Source organism: Phenylobacterium sp. (assembly GCF_041691455.1).
In the GTDB taxonomy this organism is placed as follows: domain Bacteria; phylum Pseudomonadota; class Alphaproteobacteria; order Caulobacterales; family Caulobacteraceae; genus Phenylobacterium.
In genome coordinates, this window is the sequence record NZ_JBEPUO010000034.1 from 12,282 (window position 1) to 29,972 (window position 17,691).

The following is a 17,691-nucleotide window of genomic DNA, read 5'->3' on the forward strand; positions in this document are numbered from 1 at the left end:
GGAAGTCTTTACATCACGGTCTTATGACCCTATTTGGCGCGTTCCGGCGGACCCGATGTCCTGAAAAGCGCTGCTAACGCCGGATTGGGTTCAACTATCCGTTGGGGGTTACGTGAATTGCACACGTATCATACGCCCCTGGACCTGGTCCGTGATCGTTCACCGGAACGTCCTGTCGCCCTCGCGCGGCCGGACGCGGTAGCGGTCGCGGCGCGCTGGTTCCAGGACAATTTCAAAGGCGATGTGTTCTACGCCGTTAAGGCGAACCCTTCGCCCTGGGTCATCGAGACGCTCGCCGCCAATGGCGTGAGGTCCTTCGACGTCGCCTCGATCCCCGAGATCGAGCTGGTCACGGCGCACGCGCCGGGCTCGCGGATGGCCTTCATGCATCCGGTGAAGAGCCGCAGCGCCATCGCCACGGCCTATCGCGACCACGGCGTCACGACCTTCGCCCTCGACACCCATGAGGAGCTGGCCAAGATCCTCGAGGCGACCGGCGGGGCCGACGACCTGACCCTGATTGTCCGCCTGGCAGTGAGCGCGGAGGGCGCGGCCTATTCGCTCTCCGGCAAGTTCGGCGTCGAGACCCACGAGGCCTCGGCCCTGCTGCTGGCGGCGCGCCAGGCCACCCAGGACCGCCTGGGCGTCTCCTTCCACGTCGGCAGCCAGTGCATGCGCCCGACCGCCTTCCAGGCCGCCATGGCCCAGGCGAGCCGCGCCATCGTGCGCGCCGGCGTCCTGGTCGACATCGTCGACGTCGGCGGCGGCTTCCCGAGCATCTACCCCGGCATGGTTCCGCCGGACATGGCCGACTACCTCGATAGCATCGAGCGCGGCTTCGCCGAGATGATGGTCCACGAGGACACCGAGCTCTGGTGCGAGCCCGGCCGCGCCCTGGTGGCCGAAGCCTCGTCGATCCTCACCAAGGTCGAGCTGAAGAAGCGCGACGCGCTCTATCTGAACGACGGCAGCTACGGCAGCCTGTTCGACGCGGCGCACACCAAATGGCCCTTTCCGGTGAAGCTGTTCCGCAAGGACGGCGATATCGCGATCGAAGTCGAGGGCCCCCTGAAGCCCTTTCGTTTCTACGGGCCGACCTGCGACAGTCTCGACCACATGCCGGGCCCCTTCTGGCTGCCGGAAGACGTCCGTGAGGGCGACTACATCGAGATCGGCATGCTGGGCGCTTATGGAATCGCCATGAACACCCGCTTCAACGGCTTCGGCGACGCCGAGACCGTGGCCGTGCAGGACGCGCCCATGGCCTCGATGTTCGGCCTGGCCGGCCGCTCGATCCGCCTGCCCCGCGAGGCGCAGGAAGAAGAGCGCAACAAGGTCGTGCGGCTTTCGCGTCCCAAGGGCGCAGCCGGCAAGAAGCGCCGCAGGCGGTAACAGCCGACGTATTTTGCGTGTTAAAGGCGCGGCCGGTCGCTCCGTCCCGGTCGCGCCTTTCCTATGGACGGGCGATCACCTCTCAGAAGGGAACTTCCGAAGATGAACGCTGACGTTCAGAAATCGAACCGCAAGGCCGAACTGCTGGCCAACACCGTCGAGCATGTGGCGATCGACCAGTACGACGCCCGCCCGGTCATCGACGCCATGCGCAAGATGAGCTTCACCAGCCGCGACACCGCGCGCGCCGCCGACATCTGGTCGATGAGCCTGGAGGACGCCGACTGCTCGACCTGGCTGACGCTCGCCGGCTCCACCTCGGCCGGCGGCTGCATGCACATCTACCGCGACATGCTGACGTACGGGATGATCGACGTGGTGGTGTCGACCGGCGCCTCCATCGTCGACATGGATTTCTTCGAGGCGCTCGGCTTCAGGCACTACCAGGCGCAGTCCAACGTCGACGACCGCGACCTGCGCGAGCTCTACATCGACCGCATCTACGACACCTATATCGACGAGGAAGAGCTCCAGAACTGCGACGGCACGATCTATGCGATCTGCGAGACCCTGGAGCCGCGCCCCTATTCCAGCCGCGAGTTCATCTGGGAGATGGGCAAGTGGCTGGCGGCGGGCAACGCCAAGAAGCCGGGCTCGCTGATCCAGACGGCCTACGAAGAGGGCGTGCCGATCTTCTGCCCGGCGTTCACGGACAGCTCCGCGGGCTTTGGGCTCGTGAAGCACCAGGTCGAGCGGATGAAGGTCGGCAAGCCTTACCTGACCATCGACAGCGTCGCCGACTTCCGTGAGCTGACGGATATCAAGATCGCCGCCGGCGCCACGGGCCTGTTCATGGTCGGCGGCGGGGTGCCGAAGAACTTCGCCCAGGACACGGTGGTCTGCGCCGAGATCCTCGGCCACGAGGTCGAGATGCATAAGTACGCCGTGCAGATCACCGTCGCCGATGTCCGCGACGGCGCCTGCTCGTCCTCGACGCTCAAGGAAGCCTGTTCCTGGGGCAAGGTCGACGTCACCTGGGAGCAGATGGTGTTCGCCGAGGCCACCACGGTGGTGCCGCTGATCGCGTCGGACGCCTGGCATCGCGGCTCGTGGAAGACCCGCACCAAGCGCCGCTGGGCGAAGCTGTTCGAAGCGAAGGCCTAGCCCCTTCCGCCGCCAAAAGAAGGCCGTCGTCGCGCGGGCGACGACGGCCAGTCGGGCGTCCGGGGAGGAAGCCGCTATTCGCAGTAGACGCGCACCTTGGCGTCCTGAGCGTCCACATCGACGCTGAAGTCCTCAAGATGGGCGATGAGGTCCTCGAGGTTCTCGGGCTTCAGCTGGTTGATGTCGAACGGCACGCCGTTCTTGGCGAGTTCGGCGTTGACCTGGTCGCGCGCGCCAGGCGGGATCAGGCTGGTCAGCCGCACGCCGGCCCGCAACAGCGCCATGGGCACGCGGATATTGACCTTGGTCGGTCCCTCGCCGGGGTCGGTAGCGTCCACCGATACGCGCAGATATTTCGGCGGCGGCTTGTTGTGGCCGGCGGCGGCGCTTTCGAAGGGACGCGGCGCGGGACCGGCGCCGTCCATCGCTCCGAGCAGGCGCTCGGCCTCGTCGGCGTTGATCTTTCCATCGGCCAGCATCTGCAGGACCGAGCGGCGGTCGTTGTTCATGGCAGGTCTCCTAGAAAATTCTGATGCGGACGAGCGCATCGGGGGTGTCGACATCGACCACCGTGCCGCCGAGGTTGAGCAGCAGGGCGCCGATGCCCATGACCGTTGCGAACGGTCTGTCGCCGTAGGGCCGCGGGGCGAAATAGATCAGCGGCGCCAGCAGGGTTGCGACGGGCGCCAGCAACAGGAAGAGCGGGGTGAGCGGCAGCCAGAGCCGCACCACCGTACGCCGGTGCGGCGCGACCGGGGTCGGAGCCGGCGCCGGCCGGCTCTGGAGGGCCCGCCGGGTGTCGACCGCGCGCGCCTCCATGGCGGCCAGGCCGAAATGGCGCATGGCCTTCGGCGCGACGAACCCCGTGCGGCGCAAGGCCGGCGGATAGCTGTTCATTTGAGTCCCTCCAGTTCGGAGATGGCGGCCTCGGCGGTGATCTCGCCGCGGGCCAGGCGGTCCAGCACCTCGGCGCGGCCGGGCTCGGGATCGGTTTCGATAAACTCCAGGCTGGCGGCGATGCGGTTCAGCCGGGCCTTGATGGTCGGGTAGGAGACGCCGAACACCTGCTCCATCTCCTTGATCGAGCCGTGGCTGCGGACGAAGGCGGCGACGAACACCTGATCCTCGGCCGAGAGCCGGGCGAGGCGGGGCAGCTCGAAGGCGCCCTCGATCGCGACGTCCTGTTCCGTCAGCCGCACCCGCTCCACGACGATCGGTCGGCCGCGGGTGAGCTCGCTGAGCGCTTGCCAGTCTTGGGTTCTCGTATCAGTCATGCCCATACAATTAAGTTTCTCAATGTCGATGTCAAGATTTTTAATCTCCGCCTCCGCGCGCATCCTGAAAATCGACGGATGCGTGGTTGAAAGCATCGTCCGGCTCTGCAAAACCGGAGGCGGTGCAGGGGAGAGTTCGGAATGGCGTGGAGAATTCTGGTGGCCGCGGCGGCGGTCCTGACCATGGGCGCCGACCCGGCGCCGGCCATGAAGCCCGCGCCCGCCGCCAATCCGGTTCCGACCTATCTCGGGACCACCGGGCCTGACGCCTACAAGATCCTGCCGCCCGCGCCGGTGGCCGGCACGATCCGCTACGACGCGGACCGCAGGATGTTCCGGGCCACCCGCAAGCTGAAGGACACGCCGCGCTGGGCGCTGGCCTTGAATGACGACAACGGGGCCGCCTTCCTCACCGATCTGAGCTGCGCGATCGGCGTCGATCTGACCACCCAGAACGCGCCCAGGACCAGGCTGATGATCGCGCGGGTCTCACGCGACTCCAGCTACTCGACGAATATCCCGAAGGACGCCTACAAGCGCCTGCGGCCGTTCCTGATCGACAAGGGTCCGACCTGCATCGACCAGAAGGGGCCGATCTCCCAGAGCTTCGACTACCCCTCGGGCCACAACACCTACAGCTGGGCGGTGGGCCTGATCCTGGCCGAGCTCGTCCCCGACCGGTCGACCGAGATCCTGGTCCGCGCGCGGGCCTTCGGCGAGAGCCGGATGATCTGCGGGGTGCACAACATGAGCGCGGTGGAAGCCGGCCGCACCAACGGCTCCATCGTCGTCGCGGGCCTGCATGGCTCCGAGGAATTCCGCAGGGACATGGATGCCGCGCGCACCGAGATCGCCGCCGCGCGCAAGGCCGGCCCGGCGCCCGACCCCGCCAAGTGCGCCGCCGAGGCCGAACTGCTCAAGTCGCCCTACTGAAGGCGCCTCAGATTCCCGCGTACCACTCGTAGCCGCGGTCTTCCCAGAAGCCGCCCTTGCCGCGGCCGAGCTGGGCGTAGTCGGCCACCGCCTCGATGCGCATGATGTACTTGGCCTGTTTGTAGCCGAGCTGGCGCTCGACCCGCAGGCGCAGCGGCGCGCCGTGCGCCACCGGCAGGGTCCTGTCGTTCATCGCGTAGGCCAGGATGGTCTGCGGGTGGTAGGCGTCGATCAGGTCGATGCTCTCATAGTACTGGCCCGAGCCGTCGAGCGTCTGCTCGAGCGTATCGCCGCAATGAAAGACGACGTAGCGGGCGGTCTTCTTCACGCCAGCCTGGTCGAGCAGCGGCCCGAGCCGCGCGCCTGTCCACTTGGCGATCGACGACCAGCCTTCCACGCAGTCATGGCGCGTGATCTGGGTCCGCGACGGCGCCGCCCGCAGGTCCGCCAAGCTCAGCGACAGCGGCCGGTCGACCAGGCCGTCGACCACCAGCCGGTAGTCGGCGAAGCCCTTGTCGCGCAGGGCCACATAGTCGGTGTCGCTCGGATCGATCGAACCATTGGGCCGGAAGTCGGACGAGATGTCCGAGGGGTGGAACTCGTGGGCGAGCGCCTTGCGGTCGACGACCAGCCGCTGCGCGCGGCGCGTCAGGCCCTCGGCGCCGGCCAGGAAGCCGATGCCCTTGGGGTTGCCGGTGATCCTGTCGCAGGCGCCGAGCGCCAGGGCCCCTGCCCCGGCGAGGGCGGCCTGCAGCCAGCCGCGGCGATGGGTGGAGAAGGTCATGCCGTCTCTCCGGTCTTCCCGGGCACGATGGCGTAGCGGCCGGTGACCATCGAGCGGATGTTGTTCCAGGTCCCTGAGGCCACCACCATGAACAGGTGCAGCAGGATGAAGCCGACGATCGCAAAGGCGGTCAGGAAGTGGATCGTCCGCGCCGACTGCCGGCCGCCGAACAGCTCGACCAGCCAGGGCGCCGCGGCGTTGAAGCCCGGCGACATGCAAAGGCCGGTCAGCACCATCAGCGGCAGCAGCACCAGGACCACGCCAAGATAGGTCCCCTTCTGCAGGACGTTGTAGTGGCGCGCCTCCTCGCCCTTGGGGAACTTGAGCTGCGCGTGGGTGACGATCTCATGCCAGACGTTGCGGGGCTTCACATCCGCCTTGGTCGGCACGAGGTCCTTGCGGATATGGCCGCCGATCAGGCCGACCAGCCAATAGACCAGGCCGTTGGCGACGAAGAGCCACGCGAAGAAGAAGTGCCAATGGCGGCTGTCGGCCAGGTCGCGGTAGCTCGGCACCGTCGCCCACGAGGGGAAGGCTACCGGCTCGCGGGATCCGACCTTGCCGGAATAGCCCAGCACGCCGGTGGTCTCGAACGTCTTCGAGCCGATCTGAGTGACGCCGATCATCCGGTCGCCCTTGTCCACCGCGCCGATGGAAACCCAGGGATGGGCGAAGGTCGCCTTCTGGCCCCAGTAGAGCGCCGGGTGGGCGCCGAAGATGTTGAGGCCGCTCATCAGGAGCAGGGTCAGCGCCAGGACGTTGATCCAGTGGGTCGCACGCGTCACCGCGGCGTGGCGATAGACCAGGACCTTCTTCGAATTGGCCATGTTCGACTGTCCCTCCCCGAGGCCGCACGCCGGTTTTGACACACAAGCCATTCGGGCGCGAGACGCCGATGGTTACAGAGCCGGACGCTAGGCGGGCGGCGCGCGCGCCCCTAAGGTCCGCGGCGCGGCAGCGGGGAGCAGATCTTGGGCGAAGCGGTGGAAGTCTGGCGGGGCAGCGTCGCCATGTGGGAATGCGACGCCATGGGCCATCTGAACGTCGGCTTCTACGTGGCCAAGGCCATGGAGGGACTGGCCGGGCTCGCGGCCGAACTGGGCATGGCCCACGCCTTTGCGCCGGATGCGCGGGCGACCCTGATGGTCCGCGAGCAGCACATCCGGTTCCTGCGCGAGGCGCGGCCGAACGCGCCGCTGGTCATGACCGGCGGGGTGGTGGAGATCGGCGAAACCGACGCGCGGCTGTTGCTCCTGCTGCGCCACGGCTCCGGCGAACTCGCCGCCAGCTTCCAGAGCGTGGTCGCCCACGCCACCGCGCGCGAGGGCCGGCCCTTTCCCTGGCCAGGACGGGTGCTGGAACGCGCGGAGGCCTTGCGCATCGCGGTTCCGCCCGAGGCCGCCGCGCGCAGCCTCGGCCTCGATCCGGTGCAGAGCCAGGCGAGCCTCGCCCGCGCCGACGCGCTGGGCGTCCGGCGGACTGCCCTGGGCGCGGTCGGGGCCGAACATTGCGACGCCTTCGGGCGCATGCGCGCCGAGCAGATGATGGCCCGCATCTCGGCGGCGATCCCGCACATCCTCGAAGGCCGCCGGTCGGGGGCCGAGGGCGAGGGCGCCCGCCTGGGCGGGGCGGCGCTGGAGTACCGGCTGATCCACCTCGACTGGCCGCGCGCCGGCGACCGGGTGGAGCTGCGCTCCGGCGCCTCCGGCGGCGACGCGCGCTTCCGCAGACTGACTCATTGGCTGCTCGATCCGGACAGCGGCAAGGCCTGGGGCGTCGCCGAGGCGATCGCCGTCTCCTTCGACCTGGAGACCCGCAAGATCGTGACGCTCAGCGACGAAGCGCTGGCCGCGGCCAACGCTCAGGTGATCGCCGGCCTGACGCTCTAGGCGACGCAGGCCAGCAGGGTCTCACCCACCAGGTCCGGGCGCTCCATGGGCAGGAAGTGGGAGGTTCCCGGGATCGTCTCGACGCGGATGCGGCCGTCGGCGGCGAGTTCGGCCTCGTGGCCCTCCAGCCGGAAGGTCGACGCCTCTTCCGCCCGCAGGATGCGGATCGGGCAGCGGCTCGCGCGGAAAGCCGCCCAGGCGTCGTAGTTGTGGGTGCGGAAGTTGGAGGCCTCCCAGTCCGGCGTGCAGGTCAGGGTGACCTCGCCCGTTGCGGTCTCGCGGAAGCCGGCGGCGACGTAGTCCGCCAGCTGATCCTCGGTCCAGGTCTTGAAGGCCCCGCGGCCACGGTAGGCCTCGATCACGGCCTGCCGGCTCGCGAAGGTCGCCCGCCTGCGCATTGCGCCCTGCACCAGGGGTGATTCGGACACGGCCTGCGGATCACGCTGCATGTCGGTCGGCATGACCACCGGATCGAAGAGCGCGAGCGCGCGGACGCGGCCGGGCTCGGCCGCCGCCGCCAGCAGGCTGGAGGTCCCGCCCATCGAGTGGCCGGCCAGCACCACCGGCGCCTCGCAGGCCGCCGCGAGCAGCGCCAGGAGGTCGTCGCGGAACTCCAGCCAGCCCTGGCGGCCCTCGATGACCGTGGGCAGGGTGCTCGCGCCATGGCCGCGCAGGTCCAGCGCCAGGATCCGCAAAGCGCCCGCCAGCGGCTGCAGGATCGTGCGGTAGGTGCGGCCGTTGAAGCCGTTGGCGTGGGAGAAGACGATGTCCACCGGCCGGTCGCTCGGCCCGAATTCCAGCGCCGCCATCGTCCCGCCGCGGGTCGGCAGGGCGATCATCCGCTGTTGCGGCTCGGCGTCGACCCTGGCGTCCATGGCGTCCCCTTGCGATGCTCCCATATAGCCGCCGTCAGCCTCAGGAGAAGACATGAAGCTCGCCACCATCGGCTATGAGCGCGAAACCCAGCCGGCCGTCATCCAGCGCCTGAAGGACGCGGGCGTGGAACTCTTGATCGACGTGCGGGCCGTGGCGTCCTCGCGCCGCGCGGGGTTCTCCAAGACCCTGCTCTCCGCCAGCCTGAACGAGGCGGGGATCGGCTATGTCCACCTGCGCCAGCTGGGCACGCCCAAGGCGGGCCGGGAGTTCGCCCGCAAGGGCAGGATCGCCGAGATGCACGAGATCTTCGAGGCCCACATGGCCGAGCCCGGCGCGCAGCTGGAGCTCGCCAAGGCCACGGAGATTGTCCGCGGCGGCAAGAAGGTGGCCCTGCTCTGCTACGAGGCCGACGCCGCCGGCTGCCACCGCACGATCCTGGCCAAGCGGATCTGCGAGACGCTCGGCTGCGGGATCGAGAACCTCTAGGCGCTAGACCTCGAGTTCGGCGTCGGTGAGGTCGCAGCCCTGCAGGTTGGCGCCGGTCATGTCGGCTTCCAGGAAGCGGGCGCGCACGGCGTGGGCGCCGCGCAGGTCGGCATTGCGCAGGACGGCGCGGGTGAAGTCGGTTCGCACGAACCGGCCGTCGCCTATCGTCAGCGGGCCGAGCTTGGCGCCGCGGAGGTCGGCGCGGGTGAAGGAGGCCCCGGAAAGCTTGGCGCCCCGAAGGTCGGTGTCGCGCAGGTCGCAGCCGCGCAGGTCGGCGCCGGAGAGATCCGCGCCCTGCAGCTGGGCGCCTTGCATGTCGAGGCCGAAGAACACCGCGCCGCGGGCGACCATCGCCGTCAGCCGGCGCCCCTTGAGCGTGCGCATGGTCCGGAAGTCGACGTTGCTGAAGTCCGAGACCGAGCCGCGTTCGCCGCTGGAGTCGCAGTAGGCCTCGTACTCGGCCAGCACCTGGTCGATCGGCCGCTGGTCCACATAGACCACCGGCGGCGGGGCGCGCAGGACGTCGCTCATGTCGACGTTGTCGAGGGTGGCGCTCTCAAGGTTCGCGCCGGTCAGGACCGTGCGCTTCATGGAGGCCCCCGAAAGGTCGGCCCCCGCGAGGTCGGCGCCGGTCAGGTCGGCGCCATCGAGGACCGCGCGGGTCAGCTTGGCGCCGGCCATCTGCGCGCCCGAGAGGTTGGCGTCGGTGAAGTCGCTGGACATCGCCACCGCACCGGTCATCTGGGCGCCGGCCAGGTTGGCGCCGGAGAGGATCGCGTAGTTCAGCTCGCCCGGGCGATGCTCGTGGCGAAGGATGCGGAAACCGTCGAGCTTGTCCTGCAGCGCGATACGGCCCTCGCGCAGGTCGCAGCCCGGAAGTTCCGCGCCGGCCAGGTTCGCGCCGCGCAGGCAGGCGCCGCGCAGGTCCGCGCGGCCGAGATTGGCCCGCCTGAGGTCCGCCTCGCGCAGGTCGGCGCCGAACAGGATGCCGCGGCTGAGGTTGGCCCGGGCGAGCGTCGCACCGTGGAAATTGGCCCCGGCGAAGTCGGCTTCCCTTAGGTCGAGGCCTTCCAGGGTGCAGTTGGAAAGGTCCGCGTAGGTCAGGCTGAGACGGCGGCCGCCGGCGCGGCCGGCCAGGTAGCGCTGGTGCGCCTCCACGGCCTCGCGAAGAGCCTGGGCGTCGAGGGCCAGGTGGTGGGGTTGGGCCTGGGAGGACATGGAGAACCTTTGCGCGACGGCAAAATGCACTCAGGTCACTTAAAGAACGGTTGCCCGGGGCCGGCGCGCGGGCCGGGTCTTCAGAACCAGCCGCGCCGTTTGAACCACAGGATCGGCAGGATCGCCGATATCGCCATCATTGAAAGCGCCATCGGATAGCCGAACGGCCAGGCCAGCTCCGGCATGTGATGGAAGTTCATCCCGTAGACCGAGGCCACCAGGGTCGGCGGCATCAGGATCACCGCGGCCACCGAGAAGAACTTGATGATGCCGTTCTGCTCGATGTTGATCAGGCCGAGCGCCGCATCCAGCAGGAAGGCGATGTGGCTCGACTGGAAGCCGGCGTGCTCGGTGAGCGACTGGCCGTCGCGCTGCAGGGTCCTGAGGTGCGCCCGGCACTCCGCGTCCTCGGCGATCTCGTGGGCGAGGGCCGCGAAGCTGAACATGCGCGACAGGCTCACCAGGCTGTTGCGGGTCTTCGAGGTGAGCGACTGCGCCCGGGCCAGCTCGGTCAGGAGCGCCTCGAACTGCGCGCCCTTCGGGCGGCGGAAGATCGCCGAGGACACGCCGTCCACGTCCAGGCCGGTCGTCTCCAGCAGGTCGGCGAGCCGTTCGACCGCCGCATCCAGCAGGCTGAAAAGCGCCGCGGTCCCGGTGGCGATCCCCTGGCCTTGGGCGCGCTCGGCGAACAGGTCGAAGGCGCGCAGCTCATCGTAGCGGATGGTGATCAGGAGGCCCTTGGTCAGCACGAAGGTCACCGGCGCCTCGCTGCGGTGCTCCTCGTCGCGGCGCGACAGCAGGGTGGCGGTCATGAAGGTCGCGCCGTTCGCCTGATAGAGCCGGCTCGAGGGCTCGATCTCGGCCATCTCCTCGCGGGTCGGCATTTCGAGGCTTACGGCGGCTTCGACGGCCAGCTCTTCGGCGCGCGTCGGCTTCAGGAGGTCGATCCAGAAGACATCCTCGGCCGGCCGCCAGCCGTCCGCCGGCGTGACCGTCTCCAGGCCCGCTGCGCCGTGCCGAAGGAGTCTGAGCATCAAAAGCCTCCGCGAGCCCTCCTAGTGGAGCGGCTCGCCGAGGCCGTCAATTCGTCAGGCGATGTGGCTCAGTTGCCGCCGTCGCCGCGCGCGGCCTTGGCGATCAGGGCCGCGATACGGTCGGTGGAGTCCGCCGCCTGGCTCAGCAGCGAGAGCGGGCCGGAGCCGGGCCGGACGGCCGAGGCCATCTGGCTCGCCGCGGACTGGGCCATGGCGATGGCGGTGTTCTCGGCGCTGGAGAGCCCGGACGAGGCCATGATCTTGGCCTTGGCGTCCTGGTAGATGAAGCCGTAGGTCTGGTAGGTCGAGCCGCCCAGATCGCGGCTGGGATCGTACCAGACCTTCACTTCGCTCCAGTTGCCCTCGGGCGAGACGTCGACCAGGGTCACGTCCTTCTCCACCTTGCCGCGCGAGCCTTCGATCGGCGACCAGTTGGCGTGGGTGATCTGGACGATGCGGTCGGTCAGCACCTCGCTGACCACGGCCACGTGGCCCAGGCGCATGCGCTCGGTGGGCTTGAAGCACAGGACGGCGCCGGCCTTGGGCTGGAAGCCCACGTCATACTTGCCGATGGCCTGTTGCCACCAGGTGCGGGCGTCGCCGAAGATCTGGATGCCGGAGATCAGGCGCGCGAAGGGAACGCACTGCCAATAGGTGTCCGCAAGCGCCCCACCAGCCGTGGGCGCGAGACTCATAACCGCCGCGACGGCGAGGGAACCCAGCAGGGTTCTCGTCCGTTTGAGCATGTTTTTGAACTCCCCGACGCGAACTGCGAGGAGATAACCCTATCTCGCATTGAGTGAAAAGAGGGTTTAGATGCCCGTGTCGGATCGCTGCGCCGCGTCTATCGCCAAGCTTAACCAGACCGGCGTCGGAATAGTTGCGAAACAAGAGAGTTGACAAGCAAAATGGGACAATGAATTCCCGGCCTCCAAGATATCAATCCCATCGCACATGTCGTTTCCCCAAACGATCGTCTGTCACAGCCCGCCTCTTAAGCTTGCATTCACATACTCCGACGCTCCGACAACTCTAAATCACGGCCCTGTAATGGACTGAAACAAGAGCTCGCGCGTGAAGCAGCGGTGTTCGCGTCTGGCGCGAATTTCTCACCCATATCGTTCACAAGTTTGCGAGACGGGCGCCGGGCGCCGGTATCGCCTGCAATTCGGGCGATCAAGGCGATTTTGACGCTCCCTAGCTGAAATCAGCCGATGCGATAGAAGGCTCCAGGACGCCGGCGTTGAGGAGCATTCCATGGGCGATCTTGCGGCGCTGGTCGCCAGCCCCGAAGCCTGGATCGCGCTGGCGACCCTGATCGTCATGGAGGTGGTGCTGGGCGTCGACAACCTGGTCTTCGTCTCCATCCTCTCCAACAAGCTGCCGGAAGCCAGCCGCGCCCGGGCGCGCAGGCTGGGCATCGGCCTGGCGCTGATCATGCGCCTGGTGCTGCTCTCCGGCATCGCCTTCATCGTCAGCCTGACCAAGCCGGTTCTGGTGCTGCCGTTCGCCGTCCCGTCGCTCGCCGACGGTCACCCGATGGTCGACCTCTCGTTTTCCTGGCGCGACCTGATCCTGCTGGCCGGCGGCCTGTTCCTGGTCTGGAAGGCGACCAGCGAGATCCATCACTCGGTCGATCCCGAGGAGAGCGAGACCCTGCTCGACAAGCGGGGCGGGGCGACCGTCAGCTTCGGCGCGGCCATCGCCCAGATCCTGCTGCTGGACATCGTCTTCTCCATCGACTCGATCCTGACCGCGGTCGGCATGACCGAGCACCTGCCGATCATGATGGCCGCGGTGATCATCGCGGTCGGCCTGATGCTGGTGGCGTCGGGACCGCTTGCCCGCTTCATCCACAACAACCCCAGCGTGGTCATGCTGGCGCTGGGCTTCCTGCTGATGATCGGCGCGACCCTGATCGCCGACGCCTTCGGGATCCATGTGCCCAAGGGCTACATCTACGCGGCCATGGCCTTTTCCGGCCTGGTCGAGGGCCTGAACATGGCCTCGCGGCGCAAGCGCAAGGCGGGCAAGAAGCCGGCTGACGACGACCGGACGCTGCACTAACCCGCAACCCCGTCGCCCCGAACGGCGTTCTCGCGTCACACAACGGAGAAAGCCATGAGAGTCTTGAGGATCGCCGCCGGCCTGGCCGGGGCCGCCCTGCTGACCGGCGCATCAGCCGCTGTCGCGGAGGACAACCAGGCCGGCGTGCCGCTCACCCCCGCCGAGGCCGCGGGCCCCTGGACGATCGAGTACGCCGGTCACGCGCTCTGCACGGTCACCCTGAGCGCATCCCATGCCGTCAAGACGTCGGCGACCTGCGGGGAATACCTGCCGGTGAGCCCCACAGGCTGGCAAACCACCAAGGACGGCATGGCCTTGACCGGGTCTGACGGCCAACCGCTGATCGCCTTCCACCGCTGGAGCAACAGCCTCTTCGTCGCCCACCGTTCCAGCGGCGTGGACATCCAGCTGCGTCGTGGCGGGCCCGGCCAGATCGGGCAGGGCCTCCCCGGCTAGAGGAAGCTGTAGGGGTCGATGTCGATGGCCACGCGGACCGAGGCCGGCGGCTTCACCCGCGCGCGCCACGTCGCCATATAGGCCGAGAGATCGACCGCCCGGTCGGCCCGCACCAGGAAGCGCTTGCGGCGGCGTCCGCGGATCAGGCCGAGCGGCGCGTCCGCGGGCCCGTAGACCTCCACTCCCGCCGAATTGGGCGCGGCCTGGGCCATGGCCTGGACGAAGGTCTCAAGCTGGATCGGATCGACGCCCGAGACGATCACCGCGGCGAGCCGCCCGAACGGCGGCAGGCCGGCCAGCTCCCGCTCGGCCATCTCGGCGGCCACGAAGGCGTCGCGGTCCTGGGCGGCGAGCGCCTGCATGACGGCGTGCTCCGGGGCCCAGGTCTGCAGGAGCGCGCGGCCCGGCCGGTCCTTGCGGCCCGCCCGGCCGGTGGCCTGGGCCAGGAGCTGATAGGTCCGCTCGGCCGCCCGTAGGTCGCCGCCGCGCAGGCCGAGGTCGGCGTCCACGACTCCCACCAGCGTCAGGTTCGGAAAGTTGTGCCCCTTGGCCGCGGCCTGGGTGGCCACCAGGATGTCGATCTGGCCGTCGGCCATGGCCTCGATCAGCCGCCGCGCCTCGCGCGCGTCGAACACCGTGTCCGACGAGAAGACCGCCACGCGGGCCCGTGGGAACAGGCCCTTGGCCTCCTCCTCCACCCGCTCGACCCCCGGGCCGATGGAGACCAGGCTGTCGTGCGCCCCGCAGTGCGGACAGGCCTTGGGCTTGGGCATCGAAAAGCCCGTCAGGTGGCAGACGAGGCGGCCGGAATAGCGGTGCTCCACCAGCCAGCTGTCGGTGTCGGGCGCGGTCATCCGCTCGCCGCAGGCCTTGCAGAGGACCAGCGGCGCATAGCCCCGGCGGTTGAGGAACAGCAGCGTCTGCTCGCCGCGGGCGAAGGTCTCGCCCATGGCCCTGACCAGCCGAGGCGAGAGCCAGCGCCCATGGTCGGGCGGCGCCTCGCGCAGGTCGATGAGTTCGATGTCGGGCAGCCGCGCCGCACCGTGCCGGGTCGAAAGCCTGAGCCAGCGGTAGCGCCCCTGCTCGGCGTTGCGCAGGCTCTCCAGCGACGGTGTCGCGGAGGCCAGGATCACGGCGGCGTCCTCGATCTTGCCCCGCGCCACGGCCAGATCGCGGGCGTGGTAGATGAAGCCCTCCTCCTGCTTGAAGGAGGCGTCGTGCTCCTCGTCGACGACGATCAGCTTGAGGTCCTGGAACGGCAGGAAGAGCGCCGAGCGCGCCCCGACCACGATCCGGCACCGCCCCGTGGCCACCGCCTCCCAGACCCTGCGCCGCGCCGGCGGCGCCACGTCGGAGTGCCATTCCCCGGGCTCCGCGCCGAAACGCTCCGCCACCCGGCCGATCACCGCCTGGGTGAGCGCGATCTCCGGCAGCAGGATCAGCACCTGGGCGGTCGGACCGGCGGCGAGCGCCGCGGCGGCGGCCTCCAGATAGACCTCGGTCTTGCCCGAGCCGGTCACCCCGTCCAGCAGGGCGACGTTGAAGCCGCCGCCGGCCAGCATGGCCTTCAGCTCGGCGGCCGCGGCGGCCTGGCTGGCGTTGAGCGTCGCGCCGGGGCGAGAGGGGTCCGGGGGCGCGAACTGCGCCACGGCCTCGACCAGCCTGACGGCCAGCACCCCTTCGTCGACCAGGCTCTTGACGACCCCGGCCCCGACGCCGGCCGCGCGCGCCAGGTCGGGCGGGCTGAGCGCCTGGGCGGTCGCCGCCTCCAGCACCTTGGTCCGCGACGCCGTCGGCCGGGCCGGCGCGGCGCCGGTGAGCTCGGCGATCCGCACCGGCCGGGGCTTGGGCGCACGGGCGCCGCGCAAGGCGATGGCCAGCGGTTGGCCCGGCCAATCCACGGCGTAGCGCGCCGCCCACTGCACGAACTCCACCGTCCGCGGCGGCAGGCGCGGCTCTTCGAGGATGGCCTCAAGCGGCTTCAGCGGCCGGTTGCCGCCGGCGGCCTCGCGCAGGCCCACCACAACGCCGCGCAACAGGCGCGGACCAAGCGGGGCGGCCACCTGGTCGCCCAGCTCCAGCCCCATGCCCTCGGGCTCGGCGTAGTCGAAAGCCTCCGGCAGGGGCATCGGCAACAGGACGGACGCGATGCGGCTCATGCAGAGGCTTTTGCGCTGAGGCCCGGGGCGGCTACAAGCGGCGCACATTCAAAGAAGGTAATTTCGATGCAGCTCTTCCTCGACACCACCGACGTGGCGGTCCTCAAGGACCTGGCCATGACCGGCCTGGTGGACGGCGTGACCACCAATCCCACCCTGATCGCCAAGTCCGGCCGCCCGATGCTGCAGGTGATCGCCGAGATCTGCGCGGCGATCGAGGGCCCGGTCAGCGCCGAGGTCGCGGCCATGGACACCGCCGGCATGCTGGACGAGGGCCGCAAGCTCGCCTCCATCGCCCCCAACGTCGTGGTCAAGGTGCCGCTGACCCGCGACGGCCTGATCGCCACCCGTGAGTTCGCCCACGAGGGCATCGCCACCAATGTCACCCTGTGCTTCTCGGCGGCCCAGGCCCTGCTCGCCGCCAAGGCCGGCGCGACCTACATCTCTCCGTTCATCGGCCGGCTGGACGACCACGGCGCGGACGGCATGGACCTGATCGTCGAGATCCGCGCGATCTACGACAACTACGATTTCGACACCGAGATCCTGGCGGCCTCGATCCGCGGCCCCGCCCACGTGACCACCGCGGCGCTGGCCGGCGCCGACTGCGCGACCATTCCGCCTGACGTGTTCAACGCCCTCTTCAAGCACCCGTTAACCGAACGGGGTCTTGATCAGTTCATGAGCGACTGGGCCAAAACGGGACAGTCGATCCTGTAGAGTCGCGCGTTCCAGGCCAAGCCGTCCGGAAGAGCGCCAAGTCGGAATTGGGGAGCGCAGATGGACGGGTCGCAGGGCGGAATCGAAGAGGCCCGGCTGGAGCCTGCGTCCGTGCGGCGCTTCCTGTCGGACAATCCGCAGTTCCTGACCGGCGACCACGGCCTGCTGGACGAGCTCGGCCTGAAGGTCGCGGTCGGCAATATCGTCGACTTCGGCCCGGCGGTGATGGCCCGCGTGCACGCCGCCCACCAGCGCGAGGCCACCCAGCGCCAGCACCTGGAAGAGACCGCCCGCGCCAACTTTTCGGCCCAGGCCCAGACCCATGGCGCGGTGGTCGACCTGCTGGAGGCCCGCAACCATTCCGACCTCGCCCGCCGCGTTGACGAACTCGCCCAGCAGCGCTTCGGCCTCACCGCCGGGGTCATCGCCCTGGAGACCGAAGGCCTGCCGCCCGCCGGCTGGAAGAGGCTGGTCGAGGGCCAGGTGGACATGATCCTCGGCGGCCCGCAGCGGCTGGCCCGCATGGGCTTCGCGCCCACCGCGCTCGGCCTGTTCGGCGACCAGGGCGAAGCGATCAAGTCCATGGCCATGGTCCGCATGGCGATCTGGGAGCCGTCGCGGCAAGGCTTGCTGGCCTTCGGCTCGGCCGACGCCGAGAGCTTCACCGAGGACATGGGCGCCGAGCTGGTGGCCTTCCTCGCCCGCGTGGTCGAACGCACCGCCGAGCGCTGGCCCATCCTGTGACCGGCCCCAAATGACAGCGAGGGAGGCCTTGGCGCTCTGGATGGAGCACCTGGCCCACGAACGCCGGTCCTCGCCCCGCACCCTGGAGGCCTACGGCTTCGCCGCCTCCCGCTATATCGGCTTTCTGGAACAGCACCGGGGCGAGGCGATCTCGCTTACGACCCTGGCCGAGGTGACGGCCGGCGAGGTCCGCGCCTGGCTCGCCCACCTGCGCCAGGGCGAGCGGCCGCTGTCGCCCCGCTCGCTCAGCCAGGCGCTTTCGGCCATCCGCACCTTCCACGGCTTCCTCGACCGCCGGCTGGGCGCGCCCAACTCGGCCATCGCGCTCGTCCGCGGTCCCCGCGTGAAGCCCGGCGCGCCCCGCCCCGTCAGCGAAGACCAGGCGCGCGGCATGATAGCCGAACCGGGCCTCGACCCCGACCGAGAGGACTGGGAGGCCGCCCGCGACGAGGCGGTGCTGACCCTGCTCTACGGCTGCGGCCTGCGGATCTCCGA

The 17,691-nt window shown here is 69.3% G+C and carries 20 protein-coding genes; 10 read left to right on the forward strand and 10 right to left on the reverse strand.

Features of this window, described 5'->3' with window-relative positions; all coding sequences use genetic code 11:
* Nucleotides 1-117: 117 nt before the first annotated feature.
* Both ACESMY_RS21105 and ACESMY_RS21110 read left to right on the forward strand, forming a co-directional pair.
* On the forward strand, nucleotides 118-1,392 hold the full coding sequence (locus ACESMY_RS21105) for a type III PLP-dependent enzyme (protein ID WP_372786601.1): 1,275 nt from the start codon (nucleotides 118-120) through the stop codon (nucleotides 1,390-1,392).
* 63 nt (nucleotides 1,393-1,455) lie between these two features.
* Nucleotides 1,456-2,556 carry a deoxyhypusine synthase gene (locus ACESMY_RS21110; RefSeq protein WP_372786602.1) on the forward strand — a complete coding sequence of 367 codons (1,101 nt, stop codon included), beginning with the start codon at nucleotides 1,456-1,458 and terminating at the stop codon, nucleotides 2,554-2,556.
* 74 nt (nucleotides 2,557-2,630) lie between these two features.
* On the opposite strand, the gene ACESMY_RS21115 is transcribed toward ACESMY_RS21110, so the two are convergent.
* The 3 genes from ACESMY_RS21115 to ACESMY_RS21125 are packed head-to-tail and all read right to left on the reverse strand — an operon-like array spanning nucleotide 2,631 to nucleotide 3,926.
* On the reverse strand, nucleotides 2,631-3,065 hold the full coding sequence (locus ACESMY_RS21115) for a hypothetical protein (RefSeq protein ID WP_372786603.1): 435 nt from the start codon (nucleotides 3,063-3,065) through the stop codon (nucleotides 2,631-2,633).
* 10 nt (nucleotides 3,066-3,075) lie between these two features.
* Entirely contained in the window at nucleotides 3,076-3,453 is a 378-nt protein-coding gene (locus ACESMY_RS21120; protein ID WP_372786604.1) for a hypothetical protein, read from the reverse strand.
* Nucleotides 3,450-3,926: a DUF2089 domain-containing protein gene (locus ACESMY_RS21125; protein ID WP_372786605.1), complete on the reverse strand. Its 477-nt coding sequence runs from the start codon at nucleotides 3,924-3,926 to the stop codon at nucleotides 3,450-3,452. The genes ACESMY_RS21120 and ACESMY_RS21125 overlap by 4 nt, the downstream gene beginning before the upstream one ends.
* A gap of 45 nt (nucleotides 3,927-3,971) precedes the next feature.
* Here ACESMY_RS21125 and ACESMY_RS21130 point away from each other — a divergent pair, with 45 nt between their 5' ends.
* On the forward strand, nucleotides 3,972-4,763 hold the full coding sequence (locus ACESMY_RS21130) for a phosphatase PAP2 family protein (protein ID WP_372786606.1): 792 nt from the start codon (nucleotides 3,972-3,974) through the stop codon (nucleotides 4,761-4,763).
* A 7-nt stretch (nucleotides 4,764-4,770) separates the two neighbouring features.
* On the opposite strand, the gene ACESMY_RS21135 is transcribed toward ACESMY_RS21130, so the two are convergent.
* Both ACESMY_RS21135 and ACESMY_RS21140 read right to left on the reverse strand, forming a co-directional pair.
* Nucleotides 4,771-5,547 (reverse strand): molybdopterin-binding protein, encoded by a 777-nt coding sequence (locus ACESMY_RS21135; RefSeq protein WP_372786607.1) that lies wholly within the window; start codon nucleotides 5,545-5,547, stop codon nucleotides 4,771-4,773.
* Nucleotides 5,544-6,374, reverse strand: a complete 831-nt coding sequence (locus ACESMY_RS21140) for a cytochrome b/b6 domain-containing protein (RefSeq protein ID WP_372786608.1) — start codon at nucleotides 6,372-6,374, stop codon at nucleotides 5,544-5,546. The genes ACESMY_RS21135 and ACESMY_RS21140 overlap by 4 nt, the downstream gene beginning before the upstream one ends.
* 144 nt (nucleotides 6,375-6,518) lie before the next feature.
* Here ACESMY_RS21140 and ACESMY_RS21145 point away from each other — a divergent pair, with 144 nt between their 5' ends.
* Nucleotides 6,519-7,436: a thioesterase family protein gene (locus ACESMY_RS21145; RefSeq protein WP_372786609.1), complete on the forward strand. Its 918-nt coding sequence runs from the start codon at nucleotides 6,519-6,521 to the stop codon at nucleotides 7,434-7,436.
* Here ACESMY_RS21145 and ACESMY_RS21150 read toward each other — a convergent pair.
* Nucleotides 7,433-8,311: an alpha/beta fold hydrolase gene (locus tag ACESMY_RS21150; RefSeq protein WP_372786610.1), complete on the reverse strand. Its 879-nt coding sequence runs from the start codon at nucleotides 8,309-8,311 to the stop codon at nucleotides 7,433-7,435. The two genes, ACESMY_RS21145 and ACESMY_RS21150, sit on opposite strands and share 4 nt — an antisense overlap.
* 52 nt (nucleotides 8,312-8,363) lie before the next feature.
* On the opposite strand from ACESMY_RS21150, the gene ACESMY_RS21155 reads away from it, so the two are divergent.
* A complete protein-coding gene (locus ACESMY_RS21155; RefSeq protein ID WP_372786611.1) occupies nucleotides 8,364-8,798 on the forward strand; it encodes a DUF488 family protein in 435 nt (144 codons plus the stop codon).
* A gap of 3 nt (nucleotides 8,799-8,801) precedes the next feature.
* On the opposite strand, the gene ACESMY_RS21160 is transcribed toward ACESMY_RS21155, so the two are convergent.
* From ACESMY_RS21160 to ACESMY_RS21170, 3 genes are all read right to left on the reverse strand, one after another.
* The gene (locus tag ACESMY_RS21160) at nucleotides 8,802-10,016 is read right to left on the reverse strand and encodes a pentapeptide repeat-containing protein (RefSeq protein ID WP_372786613.1); all 1,215 of its coding nucleotides are present in this window, start codon (nucleotides 10,014-10,016) and stop codon (nucleotides 8,802-8,804) included.
* Nucleotides 10,017-10,096: 80 nt separating this feature from the next.
* Nucleotides 10,097-11,050, reverse strand: coding sequence for a magnesium transporter CorA family protein (locus tag ACESMY_RS21165; RefSeq protein WP_372786614.1), 954 nt, complete (start codon nucleotides 11,048-11,050; stop codon nucleotides 10,097-10,099).
* A 68-nt stretch (nucleotides 11,051-11,118) separates the two neighbouring features.
* Nucleotides 11,119-11,796: a CHAP domain-containing protein gene (locus ACESMY_RS21170; RefSeq protein WP_372786615.1), complete on the reverse strand. Its 678-nt coding sequence runs from the start codon at nucleotides 11,794-11,796 to the stop codon at nucleotides 11,119-11,121.
* A 511-nt stretch (nucleotides 11,797-12,307) separates the two neighbouring features.
* On the opposite strand from ACESMY_RS21170, the gene ACESMY_RS21175 reads away from it, so the two are divergent.
* A complete protein-coding gene (locus ACESMY_RS21175; RefSeq protein WP_372786616.1) occupies nucleotides 12,308-13,117 on the forward strand; it encodes a TerC family protein in 810 nt (269 codons plus the stop codon).
* A 54-nt stretch (nucleotides 13,118-13,171) separates the two neighbouring features.
* Nucleotides 13,172-13,573 carry an AprI/Inh family metalloprotease inhibitor gene (locus ACESMY_RS21180; RefSeq protein WP_372786617.1) on the forward strand — a complete coding sequence of 134 codons (402 nt, stop codon included), beginning with the start codon at nucleotides 13,172-13,174 and terminating at the stop codon, nucleotides 13,571-13,573.
* Here ACESMY_RS21180 and ACESMY_RS21185 read toward each other — a convergent pair.
* Nucleotides 13,570-15,732 (reverse strand): primosomal protein N', encoded by a 2,163-nt coding sequence (locus tag ACESMY_RS21185; protein WP_372786618.1) that lies wholly within the window; start codon nucleotides 15,730-15,732, stop codon nucleotides 13,570-13,572. The genes ACESMY_RS21180 and ACESMY_RS21185 overlap by 4 nt on opposite strands.
* 66 nt (nucleotides 15,733-15,798) lie before the next feature.
* On the opposite strand from ACESMY_RS21185, the gene fsa reads away from it, so the two are divergent.
* The 3 genes from fsa to ACESMY_RS21200 form a co-directional block, all read left to right on the forward strand.
* Nucleotides 15,799-16,452 (forward strand): fructose-6-phosphate aldolase, encoded by a 654-nt coding sequence (gene fsa / locus ACESMY_RS21190; RefSeq protein WP_372786619.1) that lies wholly within the window; start codon nucleotides 15,799-15,801, stop codon nucleotides 16,450-16,452.
* Nucleotides 16,453-16,512: 60 nt separating this feature from the next.
* On the forward strand, nucleotides 16,513-17,196 hold the full coding sequence (locus ACESMY_RS21195; RefSeq protein WP_372786621.1) for a DUF484 family protein: 684 nt from the start codon (nucleotides 16,513-16,515) through the stop codon (nucleotides 17,194-17,196).
* A 10-nt stretch (nucleotides 17,197-17,206) separates the two neighbouring features.
* Nucleotides 17,207-17,691 (forward strand): site-specific integrase (locus ACESMY_RS21200; protein ID WP_372786622.1); only part of this gene is annotated, 485 nt, incomplete at its 3' end.

Coding starts and splice junctions, on each gene's coding strand:
- fsa (WP_372786619.1), top strand. CDS start 15,799: ATGCAGCTCTTCCTCGACACCACCGACGTGGCGGTCCTCAAGGACCTG.
- ACESMY_RS21165 (WP_372786614.1), bottom strand. CDS start 11,050: ATGCTCAGACTCCTTCGGCACGGCGCAGCGGGCCTGGAGACGGTCACG.
- ACESMY_RS21130 (WP_372786606.1), top strand. CDS start 3,972: ATGGCGTGGAGAATTCTGGTGGCCGCGGCGGCGGTCCTGACCATGGGC.
- ACESMY_RS21110 (WP_372786602.1), top strand. CDS start 1,456: ATGGACGGGCGATCACCTCTCAGAAGGGAACTTCCGAAGATGAACGCT.
- ACESMY_RS21125 (WP_372786605.1), bottom strand. CDS start 3,926: ATGCTTTCAACCACGCATCCGTCGATTTTCAGGATGCGCGCGGAGGCG.
- ACESMY_RS21120 (WP_372786604.1), bottom strand. CDS start 3,453: ATGAACAGCTATCCGCCGGCCTTGCGCCGCACGGGGTTCGTCGCGCCG.
- ACESMY_RS21160 (WP_372786613.1), bottom strand. CDS start 10,016: ATGTCCTCCCAGGCCCAACCCCACCACCTGGCCCTCGACGCCCAGGCT.
- ACESMY_RS21175 (WP_372786616.1), top strand. CDS start 12,308: ATGGGCGATCTTGCGGCGCTGGTCGCCAGCCCCGAAGCCTGGATCGCG.
- ACESMY_RS21185 (WP_372786618.1), bottom strand. CDS start 15,732: ATGAGCCGCATCGCGTCCGTCCTGTTGCCGATGCCCCTGCCGGAGGCT.
- ACESMY_RS21155 (WP_372786611.1), top strand. CDS start 8,364: ATGAAGCTCGCCACCATCGGCTATGAGCGCGAAACCCAGCCGGCCGTC.
- ACESMY_RS21150 (WP_372786610.1), bottom strand. CDS start 8,311: ATGGACGCCAGGGTCGACGCCGAGCCGCAACAGCGGATGATCGCCCTG.
- ACESMY_RS21170 (WP_372786615.1), bottom strand. CDS start 11,796: ATGCTCAAACGGACGAGAACCCTGCTGGGTTCCCTCGCCGTCGCGGCG.
- ACESMY_RS21180 (WP_372786617.1), top strand. CDS start 13,172: ATGAGAGTCTTGAGGATCGCCGCCGGCCTGGCCGGGGCCGCCCTGCTG.
- ACESMY_RS21115 (WP_372786603.1), bottom strand. CDS start 3,065: ATGAACAACGACCGCCGCTCGGTCCTGCAGATGCTGGCCGATGGAAAG.
- ACESMY_RS21195 (WP_372786621.1), top strand. CDS start 16,513: ATGGACGGGTCGCAGGGCGGAATCGAAGAGGCCCGGCTGGAGCCTGCG.
- ACESMY_RS21140 (WP_372786608.1), bottom strand. CDS start 6,374: ATGGCCAATTCGAAGAAGGTCCTGGTCTATCGCCACGCCGCGGTGACG.
- ACESMY_RS21135 (WP_372786607.1), bottom strand. CDS start 5,547: ATGACCTTCTCCACCCATCGCCGCGGCTGGCTGCAGGCCGCCCTCGCC.